This is a genomic window from Amycolatopsis sp. 3B14, assembly GCF_050958625.1.
Classification (GTDB): domain Bacteria; phylum Actinomycetota; class Actinomycetes; order Mycobacteriales; family Pseudonocardiaceae; genus Amycolatopsis_E; species Amycolatopsis_E thermoflava.
Genome location: NZ_JBHZEN010000024.1, coordinates 45403 through 68926, shown reverse-complemented (window position 1 = coordinate 68926; position 23524 = coordinate 45403). Strand labels below are relative to the sequence as shown.

The 23524-nt window shown below is 72.2% G+C and carries 28 protein-coding genes and 4 tRNA genes; 19 read left to right on the top strand and 13 right to left on the bottom strand.

Going from position 1 to position 23524, the window contains the following annotated elements; all coding sequences use genetic code 11:
* Positions 1–72: 72 nt before the first annotated feature.
* Positions 73–765 (top strand): alpha/beta fold hydrolase, encoded by a 693-nt coding sequence (locus tag ACCP09_RS15355; RefSeq protein ID WP_433747191.1) that lies wholly within the window; start codon positions 73–75, stop codon positions 763–765.
* Between the two features lie 29 nt (positions 766–794).
* On the opposite strand, the gene ACCP09_RS15350 is transcribed toward ACCP09_RS15355, so the two are convergent.
* Both ACCP09_RS15350 and ACCP09_RS15345 read right to left on the bottom strand, forming a co-directional pair.
* Positions 795–1256 carry an OsmC family protein gene (locus ACCP09_RS15350; protein WP_433747188.1) on the bottom strand — a complete coding sequence of 154 codons (462 nt, stop codon included), beginning with the start codon at positions 1254–1256 and terminating at the stop codon, positions 795–797.
* Positions 1253–1888, bottom strand: coding sequence for a GntR family transcriptional regulator (locus ACCP09_RS15345; RefSeq protein ID WP_027930522.1), 636 nt, complete (start codon positions 1886–1888; stop codon positions 1253–1255). The genes ACCP09_RS15350 and ACCP09_RS15345 overlap by 4 nt, the downstream gene beginning before the upstream one ends.
* Positions 1889–1941: 53 nt before the next feature.
* Here ACCP09_RS15345 and ACCP09_RS15340 point away from each other — a divergent pair, with 53 nt between their 5' ends.
* The 7 genes from ACCP09_RS15340 (at position 1942) to ACCP09_RS15310 (ending at position 6289) form a co-directional block, all read left to right on the top strand.
* Positions 1942–2673, top strand: a complete 732-nt coding sequence (locus tag ACCP09_RS15340; protein WP_400984147.1) for a Type 1 glutamine amidotransferase-like domain-containing protein — start codon at positions 1942–1944, stop codon at positions 2671–2673.
* 79 nt (positions 2674–2752) lie between these two features.
* On the top strand, positions 2753–3019 hold the full coding sequence (locus ACCP09_RS15335) for a DUF1876 domain-containing protein (RefSeq protein ID WP_027930520.1): 267 nt from the start codon (positions 2753–2755) through the stop codon (positions 3017–3019).
* A gap of 28 nt (positions 3020–3047) precedes the next feature.
* Positions 3048–3347, top strand: coding sequence for an alcohol dehydrogenase catalytic domain-containing protein (locus ACCP09_RS15330; protein WP_027930519.1), 300 nt, complete (start codon positions 3048–3050; stop codon positions 3345–3347).
* A 10-nt stretch (positions 3348–3357) separates the two neighbouring features.
* Entirely contained in the window at positions 3358–3705 is a 348-nt protein-coding gene (locus ACCP09_RS15325) for a hypothetical protein (RefSeq protein ID WP_433747182.1), read from the top strand.
* Between the two features lie 57 nt (positions 3706–3762).
* A complete protein-coding gene (locus ACCP09_RS15320; RefSeq protein WP_123682507.1) occupies positions 3763–4338 on the top strand; it encodes an RNA polymerase sigma factor in 576 nt (191 codons plus the stop codon).
* A complete protein-coding gene (locus ACCP09_RS15315) occupies positions 4335–5495 on the top strand; it encodes a hypothetical protein (RefSeq protein WP_433747179.1) in 1161 nt (386 codons plus the stop codon). The genes ACCP09_RS15320 and ACCP09_RS15315 overlap by 4 nt, the downstream gene beginning before the upstream one ends.
* 176 nt (positions 5496–5671) lie before the next feature.
* Positions 5672–6289 (top strand): class I SAM-dependent methyltransferase, encoded by a 618-nt coding sequence (locus tag ACCP09_RS15310; RefSeq protein ID WP_433747176.1) that lies wholly within the window; start codon positions 5672–5674, stop codon positions 6287–6289.
* A gap of 6 nt (positions 6290–6295) precedes the next feature.
* Here the strand turns inward: ACCP09_RS15310 and ACCP09_RS15305 are convergent, their stop codons facing one another.
* Positions 6296–7600, bottom strand: coding sequence for a cytochrome P450 (locus tag ACCP09_RS15305; RefSeq protein ID WP_433747173.1), 1305 nt, complete (start codon positions 7598–7600; stop codon positions 6296–6298).
* A 93-nt stretch (positions 7601–7693) separates the two neighbouring features.
* On the opposite strand from ACCP09_RS15305, the gene ACCP09_RS15300 reads away from it, so the two are divergent.
* Together ACCP09_RS15300 and ACCP09_RS15295 are read left to right on the top strand one after the other, a co-directional pair.
* Positions 7694–8287, top strand: coding sequence for a TetR/AcrR family transcriptional regulator (locus tag ACCP09_RS15300; RefSeq protein WP_027930513.1), 594 nt, complete (start codon positions 7694–7696; stop codon positions 8285–8287).
* Positions 8288–8373: 86 nt separating this feature from the next.
* Positions 8374–9984 carry an SLC13 family permease gene (locus ACCP09_RS15295; RefSeq protein ID WP_433747170.1) on the top strand — a complete coding sequence of 537 codons (1611 nt, stop codon included), beginning with the start codon at positions 8374–8376 and terminating at the stop codon, positions 9982–9984.
* A gap of 49 nt (positions 9985–10033) precedes the next feature.
* Here ACCP09_RS15295 and ligM read toward each other — a convergent pair whose 3' ends face one another.
* Genes ligM through ACCP09_RS15280 form a run of 3 tightly spaced genes read right to left on the bottom strand, consistent with a single transcriptional unit; the run spans position 10034 to position 12848 of the window.
* Positions 10034–11437 (bottom strand): vanillate/3-O-methylgallate O-demethylase, encoded by a 1404-nt coding sequence (gene ligM, locus ACCP09_RS15290; protein ID WP_378364900.1) that lies wholly within the window; start codon positions 11435–11437, stop codon positions 10034–10036.
* A gap of 5 nt (positions 11438–11442) precedes the next feature.
* Positions 11443–12132, bottom strand: a complete 690-nt coding sequence (locus ACCP09_RS15285; RefSeq protein WP_433747166.1) for a 4-carboxy-4-hydroxy-2-oxoadipate aldolase/oxaloacetate decarboxylase — start codon at positions 12130–12132, stop codon at positions 11443–11445.
* Positions 12129–12848 (bottom strand): PIG-L deacetylase family protein, encoded by a 720-nt coding sequence (locus ACCP09_RS15280; RefSeq protein WP_433747163.1) that lies wholly within the window; start codon positions 12846–12848, stop codon positions 12129–12131. Before ACCP09_RS15280 ends, ACCP09_RS15285 begins: the two co-directional genes overlap by 4 nt.
* 162 nt (positions 12849–13010) lie before the next feature.
* Here ACCP09_RS15280 and ACCP09_RS15275 point away from each other — a divergent pair, with 162 nt between their 5' ends.
* From ACCP09_RS15275 to ACCP09_RS15250, 6 genes are read left to right on the top strand one after another with little or no spacing between them, the layout of a single operon-like run.
* Positions 13011–13856, top strand: a complete 846-nt coding sequence (locus tag ACCP09_RS15275) for a methylenetetrahydrofolate reductase (protein ID WP_433747160.1) — start codon at positions 13011–13013, stop codon at positions 13854–13856.
* Positions 13853–14716, top strand: a complete 864-nt coding sequence (purU, locus tag ACCP09_RS15270; protein ID WP_433747157.1) for a formyltetrahydrofolate deformylase — start codon at positions 13853–13855, stop codon at positions 14714–14716. Before ACCP09_RS15275 ends, purU begins: the two co-directional genes overlap by 4 nt.
* A gap of 10 nt (positions 14717–14726) precedes the next feature.
* A complete protein-coding gene (locus ACCP09_RS15265) occupies positions 14727–15071 on the top strand; it encodes a protocatechuate 3,4-dioxygenase (protein WP_123682498.1) in 345 nt (114 codons plus the stop codon).
* Positions 15064–15912 (top strand): class III extradiol dioxygenase subunit beta, encoded by an 849-nt coding sequence (locus tag ACCP09_RS15260; RefSeq protein ID WP_378332244.1) that lies wholly within the window; start codon positions 15064–15066, stop codon positions 15910–15912. Before ACCP09_RS15265 ends, ACCP09_RS15260 begins: the two co-directional genes overlap by 8 nt.
* Complete coding sequence (locus ACCP09_RS15255) at positions 15909–16610, top strand: alpha/beta hydrolase (RefSeq protein ID WP_433747152.1); 702 nt, start codon at positions 15909–15911, stop codon at positions 16608–16610. The genes ACCP09_RS15260 and ACCP09_RS15255 overlap by 4 nt, the downstream gene beginning before the upstream one ends.
* A 12-nt stretch (positions 16611–16622) precedes the next feature.
* Positions 16623–16898 (top strand): muconolactone Delta-isomerase, encoded by a 276-nt coding sequence (locus tag ACCP09_RS15250; RefSeq protein ID WP_433747149.1) that lies wholly within the window; start codon positions 16623–16625, stop codon positions 16896–16898.
* A gap of 102 nt (positions 16899–17000) precedes the next feature.
* Here the strand turns inward: ACCP09_RS15250 and gabT are convergent, their stop codons facing one another.
* On the bottom strand, positions 17001–18329 hold the full coding sequence (gene gabT / locus ACCP09_RS15245) for a 4-aminobutyrate--2-oxoglutarate transaminase (RefSeq protein ID WP_433747146.1): 1329 nt from the start codon (positions 18327–18329) through the stop codon (positions 17001–17003).
* A gap of 73 nt (positions 18330–18402) precedes the next feature.
* Between gabT and ACCP09_RS15240 the strand changes: the two genes are divergently transcribed.
* Positions 18403–19275 (top strand): LysR family transcriptional regulator, encoded by an 873-nt coding sequence (locus ACCP09_RS15240; RefSeq protein ID WP_433747143.1) that lies wholly within the window; start codon positions 18403–18405, stop codon positions 19273–19275.
* Positions 19276–19425: 150 nt separating this feature from the next.
* Here the strand turns inward: ACCP09_RS15240 and ACCP09_RS15235 are convergent, their stop codons facing one another.
* The 6 genes from ACCP09_RS15235 to ACCP09_RS15210 all read right to left on the bottom strand — a co-directional run bounded on the left by ACCP09_RS15235 (position 19426) and on the right by ACCP09_RS15210 (position 21723).
* Complete coding sequence (locus tag ACCP09_RS15235) at positions 19426–20034, bottom strand: LysE family translocator (protein WP_378332240.1); 609 nt, start codon at positions 20032–20034, stop codon at positions 19426–19428.
* A 221-nt stretch (positions 20035–20255) separates the two neighbouring features.
* Entirely contained in the window at positions 20256–20774 is a 519-nt protein-coding gene (locus tag ACCP09_RS15230; protein ID WP_123682494.1) for a hypothetical protein, read from the bottom strand.
* 165 nt (positions 20775–20939) lie between these two features.
* A tRNA-Val gene (locus ACCP09_RS15225) sits at positions 20940–21014 on the bottom strand.
* Between the two features lies 1 nt (position 21015).
* A tRNA-Cys gene (locus ACCP09_RS15220) sits at positions 21016–21086 on the bottom strand.
* Positions 21087–21111: 25 nt separating this feature from the next.
* Positions 21112–21184, bottom strand: a tRNA-Gly gene (locus tag ACCP09_RS15215).
* A 113-nt stretch (positions 21185–21297) separates the two neighbouring features.
* Positions 21298–21723, bottom strand: a complete 426-nt coding sequence (locus tag ACCP09_RS15210) for an SsgA family sporulation/cell division regulator (protein WP_017987927.1) — start codon at positions 21721–21723, stop codon at positions 21298–21300.
* Positions 21724–22106: 383 nt separating this feature from the next.
* Here ACCP09_RS15210 and ACCP09_RS15205 point away from each other — a divergent pair.
* Positions 22107–22181 (top strand) — tRNA-Val (locus ACCP09_RS15205).
* Between the two features lie 214 nt (positions 22182–22395).
* On the top strand, positions 22396–23202 hold the full coding sequence (locus ACCP09_RS15200; RefSeq protein ID WP_027930498.1) for an IclR family transcriptional regulator: 807 nt from the start codon (positions 22396–22398) through the stop codon (positions 23200–23202).
* Positions 23203–23524: the final 322 nt, after the last annotated feature.

Genomic DNA, 23524 nt, shown 5'->3' with positions numbered 1-23524 from the left:
CGGTACGGCGACCGTAAGGCGATCCCGGTAAAACCGGTATCGGGGACAACCCTGACGTTCTAGGCTCTGCCGATGATCGTCATCCTCGTCCCCGGCTTCTGGCTCGGCGCGTCGTCCTGGCGCGACGTCGAACCCCCGCTGACCGCCGCCGGCCACACCGTGCGCGCCTTGACCCTGCCCGGCCTCGAAGCGGACGCCGACCGCTCCGGGATCGGCGTGCGCGACCACGTCGCCGCCATCGTGGCCGCGATCGACGCGGAGGACGAGCCGGTGGTCCTGGTCGGTCACTCCGGCGGCGGGCCCCTCGCCTACGCCGCCGCCGACGCCCGCCCGGACCGCGTGGCGCGCATCGTCTTCGTCGACGCCGGGCCGCTGTCCAGCGGCGCATCCATCAACGACGCCCTGCCCGCGGAAGGCGCCGACGTGCCGCTGCCGGACTGGGCGGCGTTCGAGGACAGCGAACTGGCCGGCCTCACCGGCGAGCTGCGCGAGCGGATGCGCGCCGAGGCGATTCCCGAGCCGGCTGCCGTGACCCGCGAACCGGTCGAGCTGTCCGACGAGCGCCGCCGCGCCATCCCGGCAACAGTGATCTGCACGTCGATGCCCGCCGCCCAGGTGCGTGAGCTGATCGCCGCGCAGCACCCGTATGTGGCCGAGCTCGCGGCGATGGGCAACGTGGATCTGGTCGACCTGCCGACCGGGCACTGGCCCCAGTTCAGCAGGCCGGCCGACCTCGGCGCGGCGATCGTGGCCGCGCTCGGTTAGTCCACTCCGGATTTCCGTGATCTCCGCGATCAGGCGACGTGGATCAGCGGGGCGTGGTGGACCGGGAAGTTCACCGAGTTCGCGATGAAGCACAGTTCGTGCGCCCGGTGGTGCAGCTCGGCGGCCTTGTCCGCCGCGCTCGCGTCGGTGATCGTGACCTCCGGGTGCAGTGTCACCTCGGTGAAGTGCCCGCCGCCGCCGGCGGTTTCGGCCATGCGGCCGGTCGCGGTGTCCCGGTAGCCGGTGACCGTGATGCCGTGCCGGGCGCACAACGCGAGGTAGGTCAGCAGATGGCACTGCGACAGCGACGCCACCAGCAGCTCCTCGGGGTTCCAGCGGGCCGGGTCGCCGAGGAAGGCCGGGTCGGCGGTCGCCGCGATGGGCGCCTTGCCCTCGGCGGTGACGTCGTGCCCGCGGTCGTAGGCGCGGTAACCCCCGTCGGTGGAGCCGTTCCAGCTGACCGTGACCTCGTAGCCGTGTTCCTTGCTCATCGGGATGTTCCTCCGGGTAGTGCGGACAGGGTGCTCAGGACGTGGTCGCGGGCCAGGGCCGCGGCTGACGGCCCATCCCCGGCGGTGATGGCCCCGACGAGCCGGCGATGCTCGTCGTCGACCTGGCCGGTGCGGCTGGGGGCGGACAGGGAGTCCCGTGTGGACACGAGGATCCGGTCCCACACGCGGTCGAGGAAACCGAGTGCGAGGGAGTTCCCGGCGAGGACGGCGACGTGCCGGTGGAACTCGCGGTTGTGCCGCACACCGGCGATCAGGTCGCCGGCCCGGGTGGCGCGGTCGGCGTCGTCGGCGTGACCGGTCAGCCGGGCCAGCGCGGCGGGCGCGATCTCCCCCGCCTGCTGCCGCTGGGCGGCCAGTTCGGCGGTAAGCGCTTCCAGGGAGGCGCGGACGAGGTAGGCCTCGCGTAGTTCCGCATCGCTCAGCCGGATCACGGTGACACCCCGCTGCCCGCTCTCGACCAGGCCGTCGCTTTCCAGGCGCCGCAACGCCTCCCGCACCGGCGTGCGGCTCACGTCGAGCCGCTGCGACAGGTCGAGTTCGGTGAGGCGCTGCCCGGGCGGGAAGGCTCCGCCGACGATCAGCTCCCGCACGCGGTCGTACGTCGTCTCCACGGCATGCACTGTATACAATGCATGCAAGCGACGCCAGTCCGTAGGATCACGCCATGGCAGCCGACGAACCGACGATCCTGGCCACCTCCGGCGGCGTCCGGGCCTCGGCGCGACTGGACTGGGAGGTCGGCCCCCTGACGCGCTACGCGGTCGAGCTCGCCGGCGTCACCGGCCGCGCGCCTCGGGTGTGCTTCCTGGGCACCGCCTGCGGCGACGACCGCCGCCTGACCGCCACTTTCTACGAGAACGCGTGGCGCGAGGGGTGGGCGGGCAGTCACGTGGCGCTGCTGCCGATGCCGAACATCGCCGACCTCGCCGGGCACCTGCTGTCCCAGGACGTGATCTGGGTGTGGGGCGGCAGCGTCGCCGGGCTGCTGGCGCTGTGGCGGTTGCACGGCCTGGACGCGGTGATGCGCGACGCCTGGCAGGCCGGGGTCGTTCTCACCGGCGTGTCCGCGGGCTCCATCTGCTGGCACACCGGGGGCACGACCGACTCGTTCGGCCCCGAGCTGCGGCCGGTGACCAACGGGCTCGGCCTGCTCCCGTGGTCCAACGGCGTCCACCACGACAGCGAACCCGCCCGGCGGCCGCTGTTCCAGTCGCTGGTGGCGGACGGCACGCTGCCGCCCGGCTACGCGACCGACGACGGGGCCGGGCTGCTCTACCGCGGCGGCGAACTGGCCGAGGCGCTCGCCGAGCGGGACCGCGCCGGGGCGTACCGGGTGGAGCGCGGCCCGGACGGCGGCGCGGTGGAGACACCTCTGGACGTGCGCCGGATCCGCTGACGCACGCGGTGACTTCCGGCCCTTCCTGCGCCCCGCCGGCCGGAGCAGCGTGGAAGCCGGAGACCACCGGGAGGCTGCCATGCGGGACAAGAACTGGCGCGTCGACATCGTGATCGACGAGCACGAGACGCGCACCCGCGCCACGGCGCGGCTGCGCACCGGCGAGCGGACCAACCTGGTCGGGATCGGGACGGCCCGCCTCAACCCGGCCGACACCAACGTGCCCGAGATCGGCGACGAGCTGGCCACCGCGCGGGCGCTCAGCGATCTGGCGCACCGGCTGCTCGACGCGGCCGCGGGCGACATCGAGGAAGTGACCCACCAGCCCGCGCACCTGCGGTACTGACAGCGCTGCCGGCCAGGGGAGGACCGTGATGAAAGCGGCTGTCGTGTCCGAGACCGGCGCCAAGCTGGAGATCCGGGACCGCCCGGTGCCGGAGCCCGGACCGGGCCAGGTGCTGGTCCGGATGCTCGCCAGCGCCTTGTGCCACACCGACGTCCACCTCCTCCAGGGCGACTGGCCGCTGCGGCCGAGCCCGTCGTCGATACCCGGGCACGAGGGCGTCGGGGTGGTGGAGGCGCTGGGGCCCGTCGCCTCGCTGCACCGGCCTGGGGAGCGCGTGGCGATCAGCTGGCTCGGCTCGGCGTGCGGGCACTGCGAGCGTCCCGGATGAACAGTCCGCTGTGGACGCCGCCGCGCTGACGTGCGCCGGGACGACCGCGTTCCGGGCGGTCAAGGTGTCCCGGCTTGCCTCGGGGGAGCTGGTCGCGGTGTTCGGCGTCGGCGGGCTCGGACCTGGCCCGCCGGGTGGGCGCGTCGCGCTGCCCGCCCGCGGCGCACTGACGGTGCCGCTGTTCGACGCGGTGACCGGCTCGATCGCCGGGACCCGCCGCGACACGGCCGACGTGTTCACGCTGCACGCCGCCGGGCGGACGTGCGTGGTGGCCGAGACGTGCCTCGCCGAACTGCGGGCCGGCGAGATCCCGGCCAGGGTCGTGCTCGACCTCGGCGCGTCGCTCTGGACGCTGTGACAACATCAGGCGGGGTGACAACACCAGGCGCGGTGCCGGCCACTGTCCGGTGTGACCATGCAACTGACCGGACTGGGGGCACCGGTGGAGCCGGGCGACGCCGATCTGTGGGCGCGGGCCGCGCGGGGTGACCGCGAGGCCTTCACGGCGCTCTTCGAACGCCACGCGCAGGCGGTGTGGAACCACGCCTACCGGCTGACCGGCTCCTGGGCCAGCGCGGAGGACCTCACCTCCGGGACTTTCCTGGCCGCGTGGCGCAGACGCGGCGACGTCACATTGGTGCGCGACAGCGCGCTGCCCTGGCTGTTCACCGTCGCGGGCAACCTCGCGCGCGACGAGCACCGGGGCCGGGCGCGGCGGCTGCGGCTGCTGCGCCGGATGCCCGCTCCCGCCGCGGTGTCCGACCACGCCGACGGCGTCGCCGACCGCATCGACGCCGAGGCGCGTCTGCAGCGGATCGTCGACGCCGTCCGCGCCCTGCCCGCGGCGCAACGGCAGGTCGTCGAGCTGTGCCTGCTCGGCGAGCTGCCGATCGCCGACGCCGCCGCCCTGCTCGAGGTCGCCGAGGTGACCGTGCGCGCACACCTGTCGCGCGCCCGCGCCCGGCTCCGTGCCCTGCTGGAGGAGAAATGAGCCACACCCTGCCGCCGCGCCGCGAACTGCCGCCCGAGGTCCGCGAACGGATGCGCGCGACCGTGCAAGCCGGGATCGCCCCCCACCGCGGCCGCGCCCTCGTGGCCGGCGCCGCCGTGATCGTGCTCGTCGCCGGGGTGCTGGTCGGCGCCCAGTTCTTCCGCTCGTCCGCGCCGGTTCCCGCCGGTTCCGGCGGTGTGGACGACCGGTGCTGGGCCGCGATCGAGTCCGCGGGCAAGACCGGGCAGGTCCCGCCGCGGGAGGTGTGGCGCGCCACCGGCAGCCACGTGCTCGGCGACGACGTCGTCACCTCCTACCTCGCCGGCGGCAGGCCGGTGTTCTGCGAGACCACGGCGACCACGGTCACCGTGTCCGATCCGGCCGCCGAGCCGGCCTACGCCGCGGGCAGCCGCGCCGGGCTGTTGCTCTACACCGGGACGGGACTGGCTGCCGGGGTCGCCGATCCTTCGTGGCCGGCCATCGAGCTGTCCCTGCCCGATGGCCTCGGCATCACCGTCGAGCCGGTCATGCCGGGGACCGGCGCGTTCACCGCCTTCACCGCGACCGACCCGGCGACCACGACCCTGTGGGCCGGGATGTCCGTCCAGGGCCAGAAGACCCGCCCCGGGCCGCGGGTCGAGCTGCCGCCGGCCCCGGCGCCGCTGGTCAGCGTCGTCGACCGGCCCGGTGACCGGACCTCGCCCGCCGGCCGCGCGCTCGACGAATGCCTGGCCGCGCTGCCCGCACCGCCCGCCGACGCCGACGGCTACCAGCCCGGCGGCCTGCTGGAGCACGGGCCGTACCGCGTGGTGCTCGGGCGCAGCGCCGCGCACATGATCGCGTGCGTGACCGGGCCCACCGGATCGTCACTGCACCTCGACACGTTCCTCGGCACGTCGATCCCGGTCCGCAGGCTGTCGGTGCCCGCGCAGGCCGGGAAGGTGCCGTTCGTCGGCCTCGCGCCCCGGTCGGCCACGAGCATGGTCGCCGACTTCGGCACCGGGGAGGCCGTCACGGTGCCGGTCGTGAACGGGACGTTCGCGGTCTGGCTGCCCGACGGCGCGAAGCCGGTGTATCCCGACACGGGTGAGGCGTGGGTGCGGGTGCAGGACGCGCGAGGGGCCGCCCTCTACAACGGCTCGGTCGTGCTTCGCTGACAGTGCGACCGAAGGGGCGCCGCCACGGCACCCGGCATGGGCCCGCGCCGGTCGTGCTCGTCCACTTCGGACCTATCCGGGTGCGCACGGGCCGCACACTGGTCTGGCGAGGTGAACTGGCCGGTGCGGGTCTTTCGGCACTACCGCCGGCCGCCCGGTGGGGGCACCGTGCAGGCGTGGGCATCTACCAGCAGCAGGTCCTGCCGCGGCTGATCAACGTGCTGTGCGGCATGGAAGTGGCAGGCCCCTACCGGGCGCGCGCGTGCGCCGGCCTGCACGGGCGGGTCCTGGAAATCGGCTTCGGCTCCGGCCACAACGTCCCGTTCTACCCGGCCGCGGTCACCGCCGTGCACGCGATCGAACCCTCCGACGTGGCCTGGAAGCTGGCCGCCGAGCGCGTCGCCGCCTCGTCCGTCCCGGTCGAGCGGTCCGGCCTGGACGGGCAGTCCGTACCGCTGCCGGACAACACCTGCGACACCGCCCTGTCGACCTACACGCTGTGCACGATCCCGGACGTGGTGGCGGCGCTCAAGGAGGTCCGGCGGGTGCTGAAACCCGGTGGCACGTTGCACTTCCTCGACCACGGTCTGGCCGAGGACGGCAAGGTTCAGCGCTGGCAGCACCGCCTGGACCCCCTGCAGGGGCGCGTGTTCGGCGGCTGCCGCCTGACACGCCAGATCGCCGACGTGGTCACCGAGGCCGGGTTCGTCATCCGCGAACTCGACCGGTTCTACGAGAAGGGCGCGCCGAAGTCCCTCGGCGCGGACTACCTCGGCGTGGCGGTGTCCCCGTGACCCGGCTCAGCGCAGCCGCGCCGGCAAGTGTTCGAAGCCCCGCAGGATGCGGGTGCTCCGGCGGGTCGCGCCGGGCGTGAGGCGCAGCTCCGGGAAGCGGTCGAACAGCGTCCGCAGACCGACCTCGCCCTCCATGCGGGCCAGCGCGGCGCCCAGGCAGTAGTGCCTGCCCGCCGAGAACGAGATGTGCTCGCGGGCGTTTTCGCGGCGGACGTCGAACCTCGCGGGGGCCTCGAAGACCTCCGGGTCGCGGTTGGCGCCGGCCAGGATCGTCGTCACCACCGAACCCCCGCGCACCCGCACACCGCCGACCTCGGTGTCACGCACGCAGGTGCGCCCGGTGAGCAGCACCGGCGGGTCGACGCGCAGGATCTCGTCGACCGCGTTCGGCCACAGCGACGGCTCCGCACGCACCGCGGCGAGCTGGTCGGGGTGGTCGTGCAGCAGGGTGATCCCGTTGCCGAGCAGGTTCACCGTCGTCTCGAAGCCCGCGGCGAGCACCAGCCCGGCGGTCGCCCGCAGCTCCAGATCGGTCAGCCCGACCCCGTCCTCGCGCGCCGCGACCAGCTGGCTGAGCAGGTCGTCGCCGGGGTCGGCACGCAGGCGCTCCAGGTGGTCGCCGAGCCAGGCGTCGAAGTCGGCCAGCGCCGACTCGACCGCGCGGAACTCCCGCCACGGCAGCCCGAGGTCCAGGCTCGGCGCCGCGGCGGTGCCCAGCTCCAGCACCCGCTGCCGCTGCTCCGGCGGCACCCCGAGGATCTCGGCGATCACGGTCACCGGCAGCAGCGCGCAGTAGGCCTCGACGAGGTCGACGGGCCGGTCCGGGTCGAGCGCGTCCAGCAGCTCGCGGGCGATCTCTTCGGTGCGGGAGCGCAGCTTCTCCACGGCGCGGACGGTGAACACGCGGGTCACGAGCTTGCGGTAGCGGGTGTGGTCCGGCGGCTCGGTCGCCAGCAGCGACGGCGGCGCGATCGGGTGCAGCCTGTCCGACGCCGACCACTCGCTCAGCCGCGCCAGCACCCCGTCCGACCCGGCGCCCACGCCGGCGCGGAAGTCGTTGCTGGTCAGCACTTCCCGCACCGTTGCGTGGCTGGTCGTGACGTACGCGAACGAGCCTTTGTAGAGCGGGCCGTGGCCGCGGATCTCGTCGAACAGGCCGGACAACGCGGCGGTGGGGGAGACCGCGGCCTCGGCCACGAGCCGCGCCTGCAGGTCGCCGCGCCGGGCCGCGGCACGCAGGACCGTGCGCGGCAGCGCGTGGCCGATGCCCCAGCGCACCACCGGTTTCACGCCGTCCTGCAGCCGGGTCATCACGACATCCACCTCCACCGTGGTACTGCCGGGTACCAGGCACGGTAGAGCCGGACGTGCCGCCCGGTCAAGCGGCTGGGTTAGGTTGGCGGCGTGACGGACGTCGACGTGGCGGGCACCGGGTTCCGCGACCGGCTGCTGCAGGGCATGGCCGCCGCCCTGCGCGAACGGGACTACCACGACGTCACGATCGCCGACGTGGTCAACCACGCCCGCACGTCGAAGCGCACCTTCTACGAGCAGTTCGCGAGCAAGCAGGAGTGCTTCGTCGAGCTGCTGCGGCAGACCAACGCGCGGATGATCCGGGACATCGCGGCCGCGGTCGAGCGGGACGCGCCCTGGCAGGCGCAGGCGCGCCAGGCGGTGGAGGCGCTGATCGCGTCGATGGAGAGCGATCCCGCGCTGTGCCTGAGCTGGATGCGGGCGGCGCCCTCGCTGGGCGAGGCCGGCCGCGCGCTGTCCCGCGAGACGATGGACTCGTTCGTGACGTTGATGCGCACGCTGGCGGACACGCCGGAACTGCGGGCGGCCGGTGTGGTGCCGCCGTCGCGGGAGCTGGCGATCACCCTGTTCGGCGGGCTGCGCGAGCTGATCGCGATCACCCTGGAAGAGGGCGGGAACCTGGCGGGCACGGTGGACGTGGCGACCGAGGTCGTCATGCTGCTCATGGGACCCCGGGCACGCTGACCTGCCCCGGCGCCCGCAGCCGGCGCCCGGCGGAAACCGGACACGAAAGAGTGACGTGGGTCACGTTCGTCGCTATCGTCCCTTTCATGTCCACAAGTGAGGAACGCACCAGAGAACGTACGGAGAGCGTGACCTCGGCCCTGCTGACCGGCGGCACCTACCGCGGCCTCGCCGAGCAGAAGCTGTCCCCGGCGGAGGAGCGGTTCGAGCGGGCCCGGCGGACCGTCGGCTTCGTGCTCGCCCCGCTCGTGACCATCGTCTTCCTGTTCGTGCCCACCACGCTGGACTCCAGCCAGCAGACCCTGGCGGCGGTCCTGCTCGGCGTGGTGGTGCTGTGGGTGTGCGAACCGGTGCCGATCCCGATCGGCGGCCTGATCGGGGTCGCCGCCATCGTGGTGCTCGGCGTGCTGCCCGCCGACGACGTGCTGGAGCCGTTCGGCTCGTCCACGGTGTTCGTCTTCATCGGGGCGTTCATCCTGGCGCAGGCGATGCTGCGGCACGGTCTGGCCCGCCGGTTCGCCTTCTTCATCCTCTCCGTCCCCGGCGTCGGCCGCAGCACCTGGCGCGTCATCGCCGCGCTCGGGTTCGTCACGTGCGTGATCTCGGCGTTCATCTCCAACACCGCGACCGTCGCGATGCTGCTGCCCACGGCGGTGGGCCTGCTGACCGTCATCGCCGAGCTGATCCGCGGCCGCATGCCGGAGGGGGAGCGGTTCGACCCGCTGCGGCTGCGGGTGGGCATCGCGCTGATGCTCGTCCTCGCCTACGGCGCCAGCGTCGGTGGTCTGCTCACACCGATCGGCTCGCCGCCCAACCTGATCGGGCGCGGCCTGATCGAGGAGGCCACCGGCGAGCGGATCTCGTTCCTGCAGTGGACCACGATGGCGCTGCCCGCCTGCGTGGCGATGTTCGTCGTCCTGATCGTGCTGCTGATCCTGCTCAACCGCCCGGAGATCAAGAAGCTCACCGGCGTCGAGGAGTACGTGGCCGGTGAGCGGGCGAAGCTGGGCCGGTTCTCGGTCGCCGAGCGCAACACCCTGATCGCCTTCAGCATCACCGTGGTGCTGTGGGTGACGCCGGGCATCGTGGCACTGGTGGCGGGCAACGACTCCCGCGCCTACGAACTGGTCAGCGACCGGCTCGACGAGGGCATCGTCGCCGTCCTCGGCGCGGCGCTGCTGTTCGTGCTGCCGACGAACTGGCGGGAGCGCCGGTTCACCCTCACCTGGTCCGAGGCCGCCCGCATCGACTGGGGCACCATCCTGCTGTTCGGCAGCGGCATCATCTTCGGCTCGCTGCTGGCGGACACCGGGCTCGCGGAGCGCGTGGGCACCGGGCTGGCCGGGGCGCTCGGCATCGGCAGCGGGATCGCGCTGACGCTCTTCGCGGTGCTGCTGGCGATCCTGGTGTCGGAGACGACCTCCAATACCGCGTCGGCGGCGGTGGTGGTGCCGATCGTCATCCCGATCGCGATCGCCGCCGGGGTGGACCCGTTCACGCCGGCGCTGGCCGCGACCTTCGCCGCGTCGTTCGGGTTCATGCTGCCGGTCTCCACGCCGCAGAACGCGATCGTCTACGGCTCCGGCGCGGTGCCGATCACCAAGATGATCCGGTCCGGCGCGGCCTTCGACGTCGTCGGCGCGATCCTGATCATGCTGCTGATCCCGGTGATGGTCGCCGCGGTCGGCTTCGCGTGATGGATGACCGGTCGCCACCCCCGTCGGGTGGCGACCGGCCTGCTCGGGGTCAGACGGTCACGGCGGTGCGCCAGCCCGGCTGGTAGGACTCCCGCGCCATCGCCGAGTACGGGGCGGGGCTGACGATCGCGCGGACGGCGAACTGCTCGTGCGGCTGGACCGTGGTCTTGCGGCTGCCGCCGCCGGGCTCGCCCCAGACGACGGTGACCTCGGCGCCCAGCGGGACGTCCGGGTTGACCGTCGCCAGGGAGAGTGCGGTGCGTTCGTTGGCGCTGTAGCCGGTGAACAGGGACAGGCCCACGAGGTTGCCGTCCGCGTCGGTGACGGAGTCGAAGTTGGACGATCCGTAGTTGGCGTTGGGCAGGTCGAAGAACTGGTAGACGGGCCCGTCCTTGGCGACCGGGTTGGCCAGCAGCTTGCCGACGTCCTCGGCGTTCCAGGCGAGGGTCACCTTGCGGCGCTGGGTTTCCGGGTCGATGGCGGCCAGCGCGTCGCGGCCGATGAAGTCGTGGTCGAACTTCACGAACGAGCCGTAGCCGAGCTCCCAGGGGTTGAGGTAGTAGTCGCGGATGTCGTCGGAGACGAAGCTGCCGGCGAGCGCGTTGGTGGCCTCGTAGCTCTCGGCGGGCAGCCATTCCCGGTACGCCCGCAGCTCCTCGCTCGTATACACGGCGGGCAGGGGCGAGGGGATCCAGCCGGATTCCAGGGTGTTGCACGAGTAGGCGCGGGCGCCGCAGGGTTCGAGGCCGAACTCGCGGCCGGCTTCCAGGATGGCGTCGCGGATCTTGTCGTAGGTCTCGTAGGGGCCCCAGATCTCCAGTCCGGGCGCGCCTGCCATGCCGTGGCGCAGGGTGCGGACACGTTCGCCGGCGATGGTCAGGTAGCCCATGCGGAAGAACTTGACCTGCTCCACCGGGCCGCCGTTGACCTTCTCGATGACGTCCCAGGCGCGCGGGCCCTGGATCTGGAAGCGCCACAGGTCGCGGCTGACGGGCTTGCCGTAGGGGCGGGAGGGGGAGCGCTGGTCCAGGCGCACGTCCACGTCGTAGCCGCGGGTGGCCTGGTAGGTGAGCCAGTTCGCGACGGGCGCGCGGCCGACGAAGACGAACTCCTCCTCGGCGAGGTGGAACAGGATGCCGTCGCCGATCACGCCGCCCTCGGGGGAGACCGGCACGAACTGCTTGGCGGTGTTGACTCCGAACTTGGCGACGCTGTTGATGCCGGTGTCGGAGATGAGCTTGAGCGCATCCGGGCCGGAGAGGAAGAGGTTGACCATGTGGTGGCTCTGGTCGAACAGCACCGCGGTCTCCCGCCAGGCGGTGACCTCGCGGCGGAAGTTGGTGAACTCGCTGGGCACGACGGGGTAGATGTAGGCGCCGATCTGGGAGTCGCGCAGCAGCTGGACCGTGTTTCCGGCCTGGTCGAGCACTTCCTGCAGGTTCTTCGCGGTCATGCGGGTCATCCGTTCTGGTAGGGGACGTAGGTGACGCCCAGGTCGGTGAGCTTGCTGCGCAGGCCGTAGCGGTCGAGGCCGAGTTCGCCGTCGCGGAAGGCCTTCCGCGTGGCTTCTTCCTTCTCCGCGCGGGCGCGGGACTGGTCGAGGGCGCGGTCGAGGTCGGCGCGGGGCACGACCATGGCGCCGTCGTCGTCGGCGAGGACCGCGTCGCCGGGGCGGATCAGCTGCCCGCCCACGACGATGGGCACGTTGACCGCGCCCGCGGTGGCTTTGACGGTGCCCTGCGCCGACACGGAGGCCGACCACACCGGAAAGTTCATCGCGCGCAGGTCGGTCACGTCCCTTACGCCGGTGGTGGTGACCAGCCCGCGCACGCCCCGGAACTGCAGGGCGGTGGCGAACAGTTCGCCGAACAGGCCGTCGAGGCAGGGGGACGTGGTGGTGACGACGAGGAGGTCGCCGGGCCGGCACTGTTCGACAGCGGCGTGGATCATCAGGTTGTCGCCCGGCCAGCACAAGACCGTGACAGCGGTGCCGCCGACCCGGGCGCCGTCCTGGATCGGGCGCAGCTCCGGGCCGAGCAAACCGGTGCGCCCCAAGGCCTCGTGCACGGTCGCCACACCGAACTCGGCGAGTGCGTCGACCTTCTGGATGGGGGCGCGGGGCGGGTCGGTGACGATGACCGTCCTCATGCGAGTTCCCCGGTCACCTGCGGGTAGAGGCGCATGTAGGCCTCGCCCATGGTGTGGTGCGGCAGCCCGAGGTTCGGGCCGGCGTTGCGCTTGACCTGCACGCCGCGGCGTTTGGCGAGATCGGTGTAGTAGTCCCACATGTGCTGCTGCGCGGGCAGGCACTCCATGGCTTTGCGTTTGGTGTCGAACACCTCGGTGATGTCCAGCAGCACGTTCGGTTTGAAATCGCACTGCTCCGGCTGGTGCGGCTCGAAGAAGAACACCGGCGGCGCGCCCAGCGGCTCGCCCGGCGCGTCGTAGCCGATGGCCTGCGCCAGCACCCGTGCCTGCAAGGCCATTCGGGCGGCGGCGGGGTGGTCGCCGTTGTAGGGGTCGGCCGGCGGATGGGTCAGCACCACCGACGGGTTGACCTCCCGGTAGACCCGAACCATGCGGTCGACCAGCTCCGGGGTCTCTTGCAGCGGGTAGTCGCCGGCGTCGAGGAACTCGATCTCGGCTCCCAGCACCGCGGCGGCGTTTTCCGCTTCTCCGCGCCGGATCTCCTTGATCTCGTCCAGCGTTTTGCCCTCGCGCCAGGCCTTCGCGGACTCGCCGCGCTCGCCGAAGCTCAGGCACAGCACCTTGGCCCGCCGGCCCCGGCTGGTGGCCAGGGCGATCGCACCCGCCGCGCGCCAGACGAAATCCCCCGCGTGCGCGCTGACCACCAGTAACGTCATCGCCTTCTCCTCGTGTCGTCGTCGGCACCCACGATGGACACTAGGAGCCGCGCGGGGCGGCCGTGAGGTCCTCCAGGCGGCTCCGGTGTGCGTCATTTGTCGCGCCCGGGGCTGTCTCGATGCCGGGCGAAACCCCGCGCCGGCTCGGGTCTACTGGGCTGCATGAGCCACTCCGGTCGCCTGACGGATCTCGTGCGCGCCATGAGCTACGAGGTCATGCCGTTCGCGAGCACCGAACGGAAGGTCCTCGAGCACGTGCCGGTGACCGTGCCGCTGACGGTCACGGTCACCGAGGCGAAGGGCCTCGACACCACCCTCGACCTCACCGAACGGCTGCTCGGCCACGGTTACCGCGCCACCCCGCACCTCGCCGCGCGGTTGTTCCGCGACGACCGGCACGTCGCCGACGTGGCGTCCCGCCTGCGGGAGGCCGGCGCCGACTCGGTGTTCGTCGTCGGCGGCGACGCGCCCGCCCCGGCCGGGCCCTACCCCGACGCCTACGCGCTGCTGCAGGCGCTGGAACGCACCGGGCACTCGTTCCGCGCGATCGGCATCGGCGGCTACCCCGAGGGCCACGGCGTCATCCCGCAGGAGGCCGTCGACCTCGCGCTGAAGCAGAAGGCGCCGCTGGCCACGCGGATCCTCACGCAGATCTGCTTCACCGCCGCGACCACGCACGCCTGGGCGGAGCGGATCGCCTCGTCCGGCATCGACCTGCCCGTCCACGTCGGCATCCCCGGACCGGTCAACCGGCAAAAGCTGATCCGCATCTCGGCCGGCCTCGGTCTCGGCCAGTCCGCGCGGTTCCTGCGCAAGCAGCAAAACCTGTTGTGGCGGTTCCTGCTGCCCGGCGCCTACCAGCCCGGCAAACTGGCGCGGCGGCTCGCGTCCCGGCCCGCCGGGAACATCCACGGTCTGCACATCTTCACCTTCAACGAGCTCGAAGGAACCGAACGGTGGCGGCAGGGCCTGCTGGCCTCGCTCGGCACCCGGGACGGCCGGTCATGATCGTCGCCGAGGACTACGGCAGGCTCATCGTGCAGGGCGCCGACCGGCCCGGCATAGTGTCGAGCGTGTCGGCGATCCTGGCCGGGCACGGCGCCAACGTCGTCGCGCTCGACCAGTCCACCAGCGACCCCGCCGGCGGCCGGTTCTTCCAGCGCACCGTCTTCCACCTGCCGGACCTGCCGTCGAAGCTGCCCGCGCTGGGCGAGGCGCTGGACGCGAGGCTGGTGGACGAGCTCGGCCTGACCTACCGGCTGGTCGAGGCGCGGCGGCACAAGCGCGTCGCGATCCTGGTGTCCAAGATGGACCACTGCCTGCTGGACCTGCTGTGGCGGCAGCGGCGCGGCGAGCTGCGCATGACCGTGCCGATGGTGATCTCCAACCACCCCGACCTCGGCGACGACGTCCGGCAGTTCGGCATCCCGTTCTTCCACGTGCCGGTGGAGAAGGAGCGCAAGGCCGAGGCGGAGAAGGAACAGCTGAACCTCCTCAAGGGCAACGTCGACCTCGTGGTGCTGGCCCGGTACATGCAGATCCTGTCCGGCGGGTTCCTGGACGACCTCGGCGTGCCGGTGATCAACATCCACCACTCGTTCCTGCCCGCGTTCATGGGCGCGGGCCCGTACCAGCGGGCGAAGGAACGCGGCGTGAAGCTGGTCGGCGCGACCGCCCACTACGTCACCGAGGACCTCGACGAGGGGCCGATCATCGAGCAGGACGTCATCCGCGTGTCGCACCGCGACTCCGCCCGCGACCTGCAGCGCCGCGGCGCCGACGTGGAACGGCTCGTGCTGTCCCGCGCGGTGTCCTGGCACTGCGACGACCGCGTCATCCGCGACGGGAACACCACCGTCGTCTTCTGAAGGAGGGGACATGGGCCAGGCACGCGACGACTACGTCCTGGATCTGACGGCCAGCAGGCGGGGCTACGCCCTGAACCGGATGTGCCTGTCGCTGAAGGACGCGGCCAACCGCGAGCGGTTCAGCGCCGACGAGGCCGCCTACTGCGATGCCTACGGGCTGTCGCCGGAGCAGAAGAAGGCGGTCCTGGAACGGGACTGGACCGGGATGCTCGACCTGGGAGCGTCCATTTTCTACACCTACAAGCTGGCCATGATGGACCAGAAGTCGATGCAGTACCTCGGTGGCGTGTTCACCGGCATGACCGCGGAGGAGTTCGCGGCGGCGCTGCGCTCGGGAGGGCGGAAGTTTGGCTGAGGTGATCTGGGGTCTGGCGACCTCGCACGTGCCCTCGATCGGCGCGGCGATGGACAACCGCAAGACCGGCGACGAGTACTGGAAGCCGTTGTTCGACGGCTACGCCCCGGCCCGGGAGTGGATGGCCGAGCACACGCCGGACGTGGCGATCGTGGTCTACAACGACCACGCCAACGCGGTCGATCTGGACCTGGTGCCCACCTTCGGCATCGGCACCGCCGAGTCCTACCAGGTGGCCGACGAGGGCTGGGGCCGCCGCCCGGTGCCGGTGGTGCGGGGCGCGCCGGAGCTGAGCGAGCACCTGGTGCGCGAGCTGGTGGACGAGGGGTTCGACCTGGCCACCTTCCACCGCCTCGACGTCGACCACGGGCTCACCGTGCCGCTGTCGGTGTACTGCCCGGAACCGGGGGAGGCGTGGCCGTGCCGCGTGATCCCGTTGCTGGTCAACGTGATCCAGTACCCGCAGCCGACCGCGGCCCGCTGCTTCGCGCTCGGCCAGGCGCTGGGGCGGGCGATCCGGTCGTTCCCCGGCGCGGAGAAAGTCGCGGTGTTCGGCACCGGCGGGATGTCGCACCAGCTGGCCGGCGCGCGTGCCGGGCTGATCAACAGCGAGTTCGACCGGATGTACCTGACGGCGATCGAGACCGAGCCGGCGAAGCTGGCCGCGCTGAGCCGCGAGGAGTACATCCGGCTGGCCGGGACGGAGGGGATCGAGCTGATCATGTGGCTGGTGATGCGCGGCGCGCTGAGCGAGAACATCCGGCGGGTGCACGAGACCTACCACGTGCCGGCGTCCAACACCGCCGCCGGGCTGGCGCTGTTCGAGGAGCTGGGCGCATGAGCACCTTCGTGCTGGTGCACGGCGCGTGGCACGGCGGCTGGGTGTGGCAGCGGGTGGCGCCGCTGCTGCGCGCCGCCGGGCACGAGGTGCACACGCCGACGCTGACTGGGGTGAGCGACCGGGCGCACCTCCTGAGCCCGTCCGTCGGGCTGCGCACGCACGTCGAGGACGTCGTGGCGCTGATCCGGGCGTGGGACCTGGACGACGTGGTGCTGGTCGGGCACAGCTACGCCGGGCAGGTGATCACCGGCGTGGCCGACCGGGTGCCGGACCGGGTGGCGCGGCGGGTGTACCTGGACGCGTTCGTCGGCGACGACGGGGATGCCGCGGTCGACCTGCAGCCGGAGACGATCGCCGGGCACTACCGCGAGTCCGTCGCCACGGCGGGCTTCGGGTGGCTGATCCCGGTGCGGTCGCTGCAGGTGCTCGGCGTGACCGAGCAGTCCGATGTGGACTGGCTGAGCGCCCGGCTGACCCCGCACCCGTGGCTGAGCTACACCGAACCGCTGCGCCTGAGCGGCGCGGTGGAGCGGGTGCCCGCGGCGTTCGCCGAGTGCACCGACTGGATGCGGGTCTTCCAGCCGCACGCGGAGCGGGCCGCCGCGCGGGGCTGGCCGGTGCACACGATCGCCACCGGCCACGAGGCGATGGTCACCGCGCCCAAGGAACTAGCCGGCCTGTTGTTGTCCCTGGTCTGAGGAGGAGTCTTCGTGGAGTTCCTGGTCCGCACCGAGAACCGGCTGCCCGCCGACACGCCCGGCCAGACCCGCGACCAGCTGTGCAAGGCGGAGCGGGAGCGGGCGATGGAGCTGCGGGCGGAGGGCGTGCTGAAGCGGCTGTGGCGGGTCCCCGGCCGCAACGCCACGATCGGCCTCTACGAAGCCGAGGACCCCGCCGCCCTGCACGACGCGCTGACGTCCCTGCCGATGTGGCCGTGGATGGACGTGACGGTGGAGCCGCTGGCCACGCACCCGCAAGAGCGCTGAGGTTCGAGCGCCTCCCGGGGAGAGCTTGGCGTCCCCAACGCCCGCCGGGGGCGCTCGGCGCGCAGGCGCCTGCCTGAGCACCGCCCGCAGGAGCGCCGTGCGCTACGCGCGCAGTGCCTCGCCGAGCACGTCCATCGCGTCGTGCAGGAGGTCGTCGCTGATCGTCAGTGGTGGCAGGAACCGCAGGACGTTGCCGTGCGTGCCGCAGGTCAGCACGATCACGCCCCGCTCGTGGGCCGCTGCCGCGGCCGCCTTCGCCAGCGCCGCGTCGGGCTCGGTCGTGCCCGGCCGCACCAGCTCGACCGCGATCATCCCGCCGCGGCCGCGCACGTCGCCGATCCGCGGGTCGTCCAGCCCGCGCAGCCGGGACTTCAGCAGCGAGCCGATCTCCCGCGCGCGGGCCACGAGCCCGTCCTGCTCGATGGTCTCGATGGCGGCCAGCGCGGCCGCGCACGCCAGCGGGTTGCCGCCGTAGGTGCCGCCCAGCCCGCCGGCGTGCACGGCGTCCATGATCTCCGCGCGCCCGGTCACCGCCGACAGCGGCAGCCCGCCCGCGATGCCCTTCGCCGTCACGATCAGGTCCGGCACCACGCCCTCGTGGTCGCACGCGAACCAGTCGCCGGTGCGGGCGAACCCGGTCTGGACCTCGTCGGCGACGAACACCACGCCGTTCGCCCGGCACCACGACGCCAGCGCGGGCAGGAAACCGGGCGCGGGCTCGACGAACCCGCCCTCGCCCTGGATCGGCTCGATCACCACCGCCGCCAGGTTCGCCGCGCCGACCTGCTTCTCGATCACGTCCAGCGCCCGGCTCGCGGCCTCGGCCCCGGACAGTCCGCCGTCGCGGAACGGGTAGGACAGTGGCGCCCGGTAGACCTCGGGCGCGAACGGGCCGAACCCGTGCTTGTAGGGCATGGACTTCGCCGTCATCGCCATCGTCAGGTTGGTGCGGCCGTGGTAGGCGTGGTCGAACACGGCCACCGCGCCGCGGCCGGTGTGCGCCCGCGCGATCTTGACCGCGTTCTCGACGGCCTCCGCGCCCGAGTTGAACAGCGCCGTGCGCTTCTCGTGATCGCCGGGCGTCAGCCGGCCGAGCGCCTCGGCGACGGCCACGTACCCCTCGTACGGCGTGACCATGAAGCACGTGTGGGTGAACGCCTCCACCTGTTCCCGCACCGCGCGCGCGACCCGCGGGTTGCTCGCGCCGACCGTGGTGACCGCGATTCCCGAGCCGAGGTCGATCAGGTGGTTGCCGTCGACGTCGACCACGATGCCGCCGCCTGCCGCCGCCGCGAAGACCGGCATCGTGGTGCCGACCCCCGCGGCGACCGCGGCGCCCTTGCGCGTCATGAGTTCGCGGGATCGCGGTCCCGGGATCGCCGTCTCCAGCCGCCGCCGCTGGCGGATTTCTGTGCCCGTGCTCGTGGTCATGCCCCAGTTTCGGGAGCGATCCGTCATGCTGTCCAATACTTGGTCGGCAGATTTTTGATGCCCGGGAGGCATAATGGAGTTGCGGCACCTCCGGTACTTCGTGGTGACCTGCGAGGCAGGCACGGTCAGCCGGGCGGCCGAGCTGCTGCACATCACCCAGCCGAGCCTGTCGCGGCAGCTGCGCCAGCTGGAGGACGAGCTGGGCGCCGAGCTGTTCGACCGCGCCGGGCGGCGGATGACGCCGTCGCGGGTCGGCCGGGCCCTGCTGGCGAACGCGCGGGACGTGCTGGAGCGGGCCGCGGCGCTGAAGACGGCGGCGACCTTCCACGCGCACGGCCGCATCGACCGCCTCACGATCGGCGCGCCGACGGTGACCCTGACCGACGTGGTGGCCCCGTTCATCGCGACGCTGGCCCCCGAGGACCCGACGATCGACGTGCTGGGCGCGGACGGCCTGTCCGCGGTGGAGACCCTGGCCCGCGGCGCCGACCTCGCGATCGCCACGGCCGCGCCGCGCGCGCCCTACCGGTCGCGGCGGCTGGCGGTGCTGCCGGTGTGGGCGTACGTGCCGGAGCGGCACCCGTGGAGCGGCCGGGGGAGCGTGCCGCTCTCGGAGGTGCTCGAAGAGCAGGTGATCGTCCTGCCGCCGGCGTTCACCGCGCGGCAGTCGCTCGACGCGGCGCTGCTGGAGCTGGGCACGACCTACGCGCGGGTGATCGAGGCCGCGAACGGCACGGTCGCGCAGGCGCACGCCGCGGCGGGCCGGGGCGTGGCGCTGGTGTCGGACGATCCGCGGTTCGGGCTGGTGCCGTTGCGGGTGCGCACGGGGGAGCGCCGGCTGGAGATCAAGCTGACCGCGGCGTGGGACTCGCGCCACGAGGCGGCCGCGACGCTGGCGGCGTTCGCCGGGCGCTTGAGTGATTTCGTGGGGGAGCGGTACGGGTGAGCAGTCGTTGCGGAACGCGCGGGGGTCGTTGAGGACGCAACCGCGAGCCCTACCGGTGTGAGCGTCAGCCATTGTCGCGCAGGGGGCTCAGGTGATCGCCCGCCACCACGCGCGCGTCCATGGCATGCGGTGGAGTCCCTTCGTCCGCGGTCAGGGCAGCGCGATGCGCACTCCGAGCCCGACCAGCAACGTTCCCATCACGGCGTCGATCGCGCGCCGCACCCGCGTCGCGGACAGCACCCGCCGCAGCGCGCCGACCACGTTCGCGAGCACCAGGAACCAGACGAGGGTCACCCCGGACGCCACGGCGGCCAGCAGCAGGTGGTCACCGGCCCCGGCGCCCTCGGGCACGAACTGCGGCAGGAGCGCCAGGAAGAACGCCGCCACCTTGGGGTTGAGCAGGTTGCACACCAGCCCCTGGCGGAACGCGCTGCCGGTGCCCGCGGCCGATCCGGGCGCGGTGTACCGGCCGCGGCGGGCGGTGAGCAGGGTCCGCACGCCCAGCACCAGCAGGTACGCGGCGCCGGCGAGCTTGACGACGGTGAACGCGACCGCGGACGCGGCGAGCAACCCGGCCAGCCCGAGCGCGGTGACGATCGCCCAGCAGAACACGCCCGTGGTGATCCCCGCCGCGCAGGCCATGCCGGCCCGCCGCCCGGACACCAGTGCGTTCTTGCTGACGATCAGGAAATCCGGCCCCGGAGCCATCGCGGCGAGCACGATGACGCCCCCAAGCGCCACGAGCTGGGTCATGGTCATCAGCCGACGATACCGGCAGGGCCGCCGCCCGCACGCGGTTTTCCGGCAAGGTCCACAGTGGACCTGGGAGACGGGCGCGGTCCTGCCGGCGCCGGTCGCTCGACGGTCAGTGGGGCGCCCGCCGGTGGGCAGCTCGCCGTGGTGTGAGTGGGCGGCTCCGCCTACGCGAGTCGGGGTGGCCGGTCGGGCACTCTGGCGCCGGTCGCCCCCGGAACGAATCGTCAGGCGGCGCGCGCCGCGCCGCCGCTGAGGCGGTTCAGCAGGTCGTCCCGGTGCAGGTCGGCCACCGGGGACAGCAGATCGGGGTGCCGCAGCAGGACAGCGGCCTGCCGGTCGCGCACATCGGGGTCGGTGAGGCGCCGGAAGTCCGGTGCGAGGCCCGCCGCGTGGACCGAGCCGCTGACCGTGGCGGCCGCGGCCACCGCCAGCGAACGGTCCGCCAGCAGGCACGCCGCCCAGCTGGCCACCACCTCGTCCACCCACGTGCGCCACGCGGTGTCCTCGCCCGGCACCACGTCGACGCCCGCCACCCAGTCCAGCCGCCCGGACCCGCCGGGGCCGACGACCCCGAGGAGCCCCGCGTCCAGCGCCGTGGGGTACCGCAGCCACGCGGCGACCGTCGCGGCCTGGCGGCACTGCGCCTCCGCCAGTGCGGCGCTCAGCGCGCCGCGCTCGGGCGGGTACGCGCGCAACAGCCACTGCGCGGTGGCCGCGATGACGGACGACAGGTCGGCGGACACTTCCGAACACCTTCCGGAAACGTGGGGGTCCGAGCACGCTAACAGCTCGCCGCGGCCCTTCCGGCGCACTTTTGCCGCACGTCACAGCCGTCGTGACCGCAATCATGCGAGCAGCCCGGAACGCAAAAAACGCGGCGATCAGCCGATCGCCGCGTTTTGCACAGGTGGTGCGCGATACTGGGATTGAACCAGTGACCTCTACCGTGTCAAGGTAGCGCTCTCCCGCTGAGCTAATCGCGCGAGGTGGAGACGGGATTCGAACCCGTGTACACGGCTTTGCAGGCCGTTGCCTCGCCTCTCGGCCACTCCACCGTGCGGGCCCGAGTGGGCTCCTCCGAGCGGACGACGGGATTCGAACCCGCGACCCTCACCTTGGCAAGGTGATGCGCTACCAGCTGCGCTACGTCCGCCTACCGTGACTCCGGGTTCCGAAGGCCCCGTCGTCGTGGTGTGAGAGAACAATATCCGACCCGGCAACCCGCGAAAACAGGGGGGTGGGTGTTCCGCGCCCCCCGCGCGGGTGCTATCCAAGATCGTTTGGGATCAGGTGCGTGAGGGCGTCGTCCATGTCGATCCACAGGTGCTCGTTGCCCGGCAGCACCACGTCGTAGGTGCGGTCCAGGAAGTCGGCGAGCTCCTGGGCGGACGCCTCGAACACGGCGTGCCCGGACGGCGAGTTCAGCTCGATCATCACGGACTCGGGGTCCTCGACCGACGGGCGGATGCGGACGTCGCCGTCCCCGGCCTCGGCCAGCAGGCCGTCGGCGAGCAGGTCGCGGGCGTACACCCATTCGACCCAGCCGGCACGGCCGGTGCGGAACGCCGCCACGACCGCGTACGGGTCGCGGGTGTCGTACCGCAGCTCCACCTTCACCGGCACGGCCGGGGCACGCGGCGCGAGGAGGTCGAACACCGCTGTGGAGCGGAGCGTCACGTGGTCGTTGCGCATCGTCTTACCTTTCGTCTCCCTTCACGGCCCGCTCGGCCGAGCTTCGAGTGTGAGACGCACGTACCCGCCGTCTCGCTTCGCGAAATCCCCGGGCTTCACCCGGACGGGTTCGCGGCACCTCTCGCACTCGCGCTCGCGCGGTACCGGCCTGCGGGACCGGCCTCGCTGATCGTCTACCCACATACTGCTCGGTTTGACGCGGGCACGACAGCGTGGCTTCGCCGCCCGGCACGTGACCTGGATCGCTCCACGGCCGGGACCCACCTCGATCACCTCGGGCTTCTCCGCAGCGTGTCGGGTCATATCCGCAGCGTGTGGTCCAAAGACCACCCGTTTGCAGTGCCCGGCAGGCTATCCGCTAGAGTTCCCTCTCGTACGGACGGGGGCGATTAGCTCAGCGGGAGAGCGCTTCGTTCACACCGAAGAGGTCACTGGTTCGATCCCAGTATCGCCCACCACCGAAACCGGCCCCAGGTGAAGCCACTCTGACGTCCAGTCCCAAGGCTTCCAACCTGGGGCTGTTTTGTTTCATTCCGGCACTGGTTCCACGTCACTCTGGCGCGGGAGACCGCCGTCACCTCACCCTGTTCGTCCCCTGGATCCGGCCTGACGGCTGCGTGAAGCGGTGTGGTCGCGGTAACATGAAACGCTCGCTCCTGCTGCTGAAACGAGGTGAGTTCGCTGTCGCCGCACCGGAACTCCGACGAGCCTCCCCCCGCCGAAGATCGCGACTACTCCCTGCGCGCCGTCGACCGGGTGTGCGCCATCCTCAACCTGCTGCAGGAGTCCGTGGACGGCATCACCCTCAACGAGGTGGTCGAGGCCACGGGGATGCCGAAGTCCTCGGCCTACCGCTACCTCTGGACGCTGGAGACCCACCGCTACGTCGAGCGTGACGAGGCGACCGGCCTGTGCCGGCTGGGTCTGGGCTTCCTCGGCATGCAGTCCCGGCACCTCGAGCTGCTGCGCGAGCGGGTGCGGCCGTGGCTCGAGGGCGTGCGGGACGAGTTCGGCGAGACCGCGAACCTCGGCCTGCTGGACAGCGACCACATCATCTACATCGACATCATCGAGAGCCGCCGGGGCGTCCGGCTGGCCGCCTCGCGCGGCGACCGCGACCCGCTGCACTCCACGGCCCTGGGCAAGGCGATCACGGCGCACCTGCCCGAGGCGCGGGTGCGCGAGCTGCTGGAGCGGTCCGGGATGCCGGCGCGCACCGAGCGGACCATCGTCACGATCGAGGACTACTTCGCCGAGCTGGACAAGGTCCGGGCTCAGGGGTACGCGGTGGACGACGGCGAGAACGAGGCCGACGGGCGGTGCGTCGCCGTGCCGTTGCTGGGGACCAACCTGCCCGCGGCGATCTCGCTGAGCGCGCCGGCGGCGCGGTTCCCGCAGCGGGACGTGGCCGGGGCGGCGAAGGCGTTGCGGCGCATCGCGGAGCAGATTTCCACCCGGCCCTCCGGCGAGGTGGCGTAGGCATCCACCGGATGCGGTCCGTGATTCTGGCCCGAGGTCGCCGCGCGCCGTGGAGATTCTTTGGTGGAAAGGGAACCCCGGTGCACCGGGGAGGGCGGAAAGACGCAAGTGCGCCGAGGTTCCCTCGCCAACCAGCCGCGGCCGGGGTGTCAATGGCTGTGGCACTACAGCTGGCCGCCGCGCCGGTGAGGAACAACCGTGCGGCGGGAGCAATCCTCGCCGCCGGGCGGCCCTCCGGCAAGGCCCCGAACGGGGCAATTTCAGCTTCTACGTTTTACTAGATGAAACACATGCGGAAGTGGTCAATTAACCGGCTACCAGG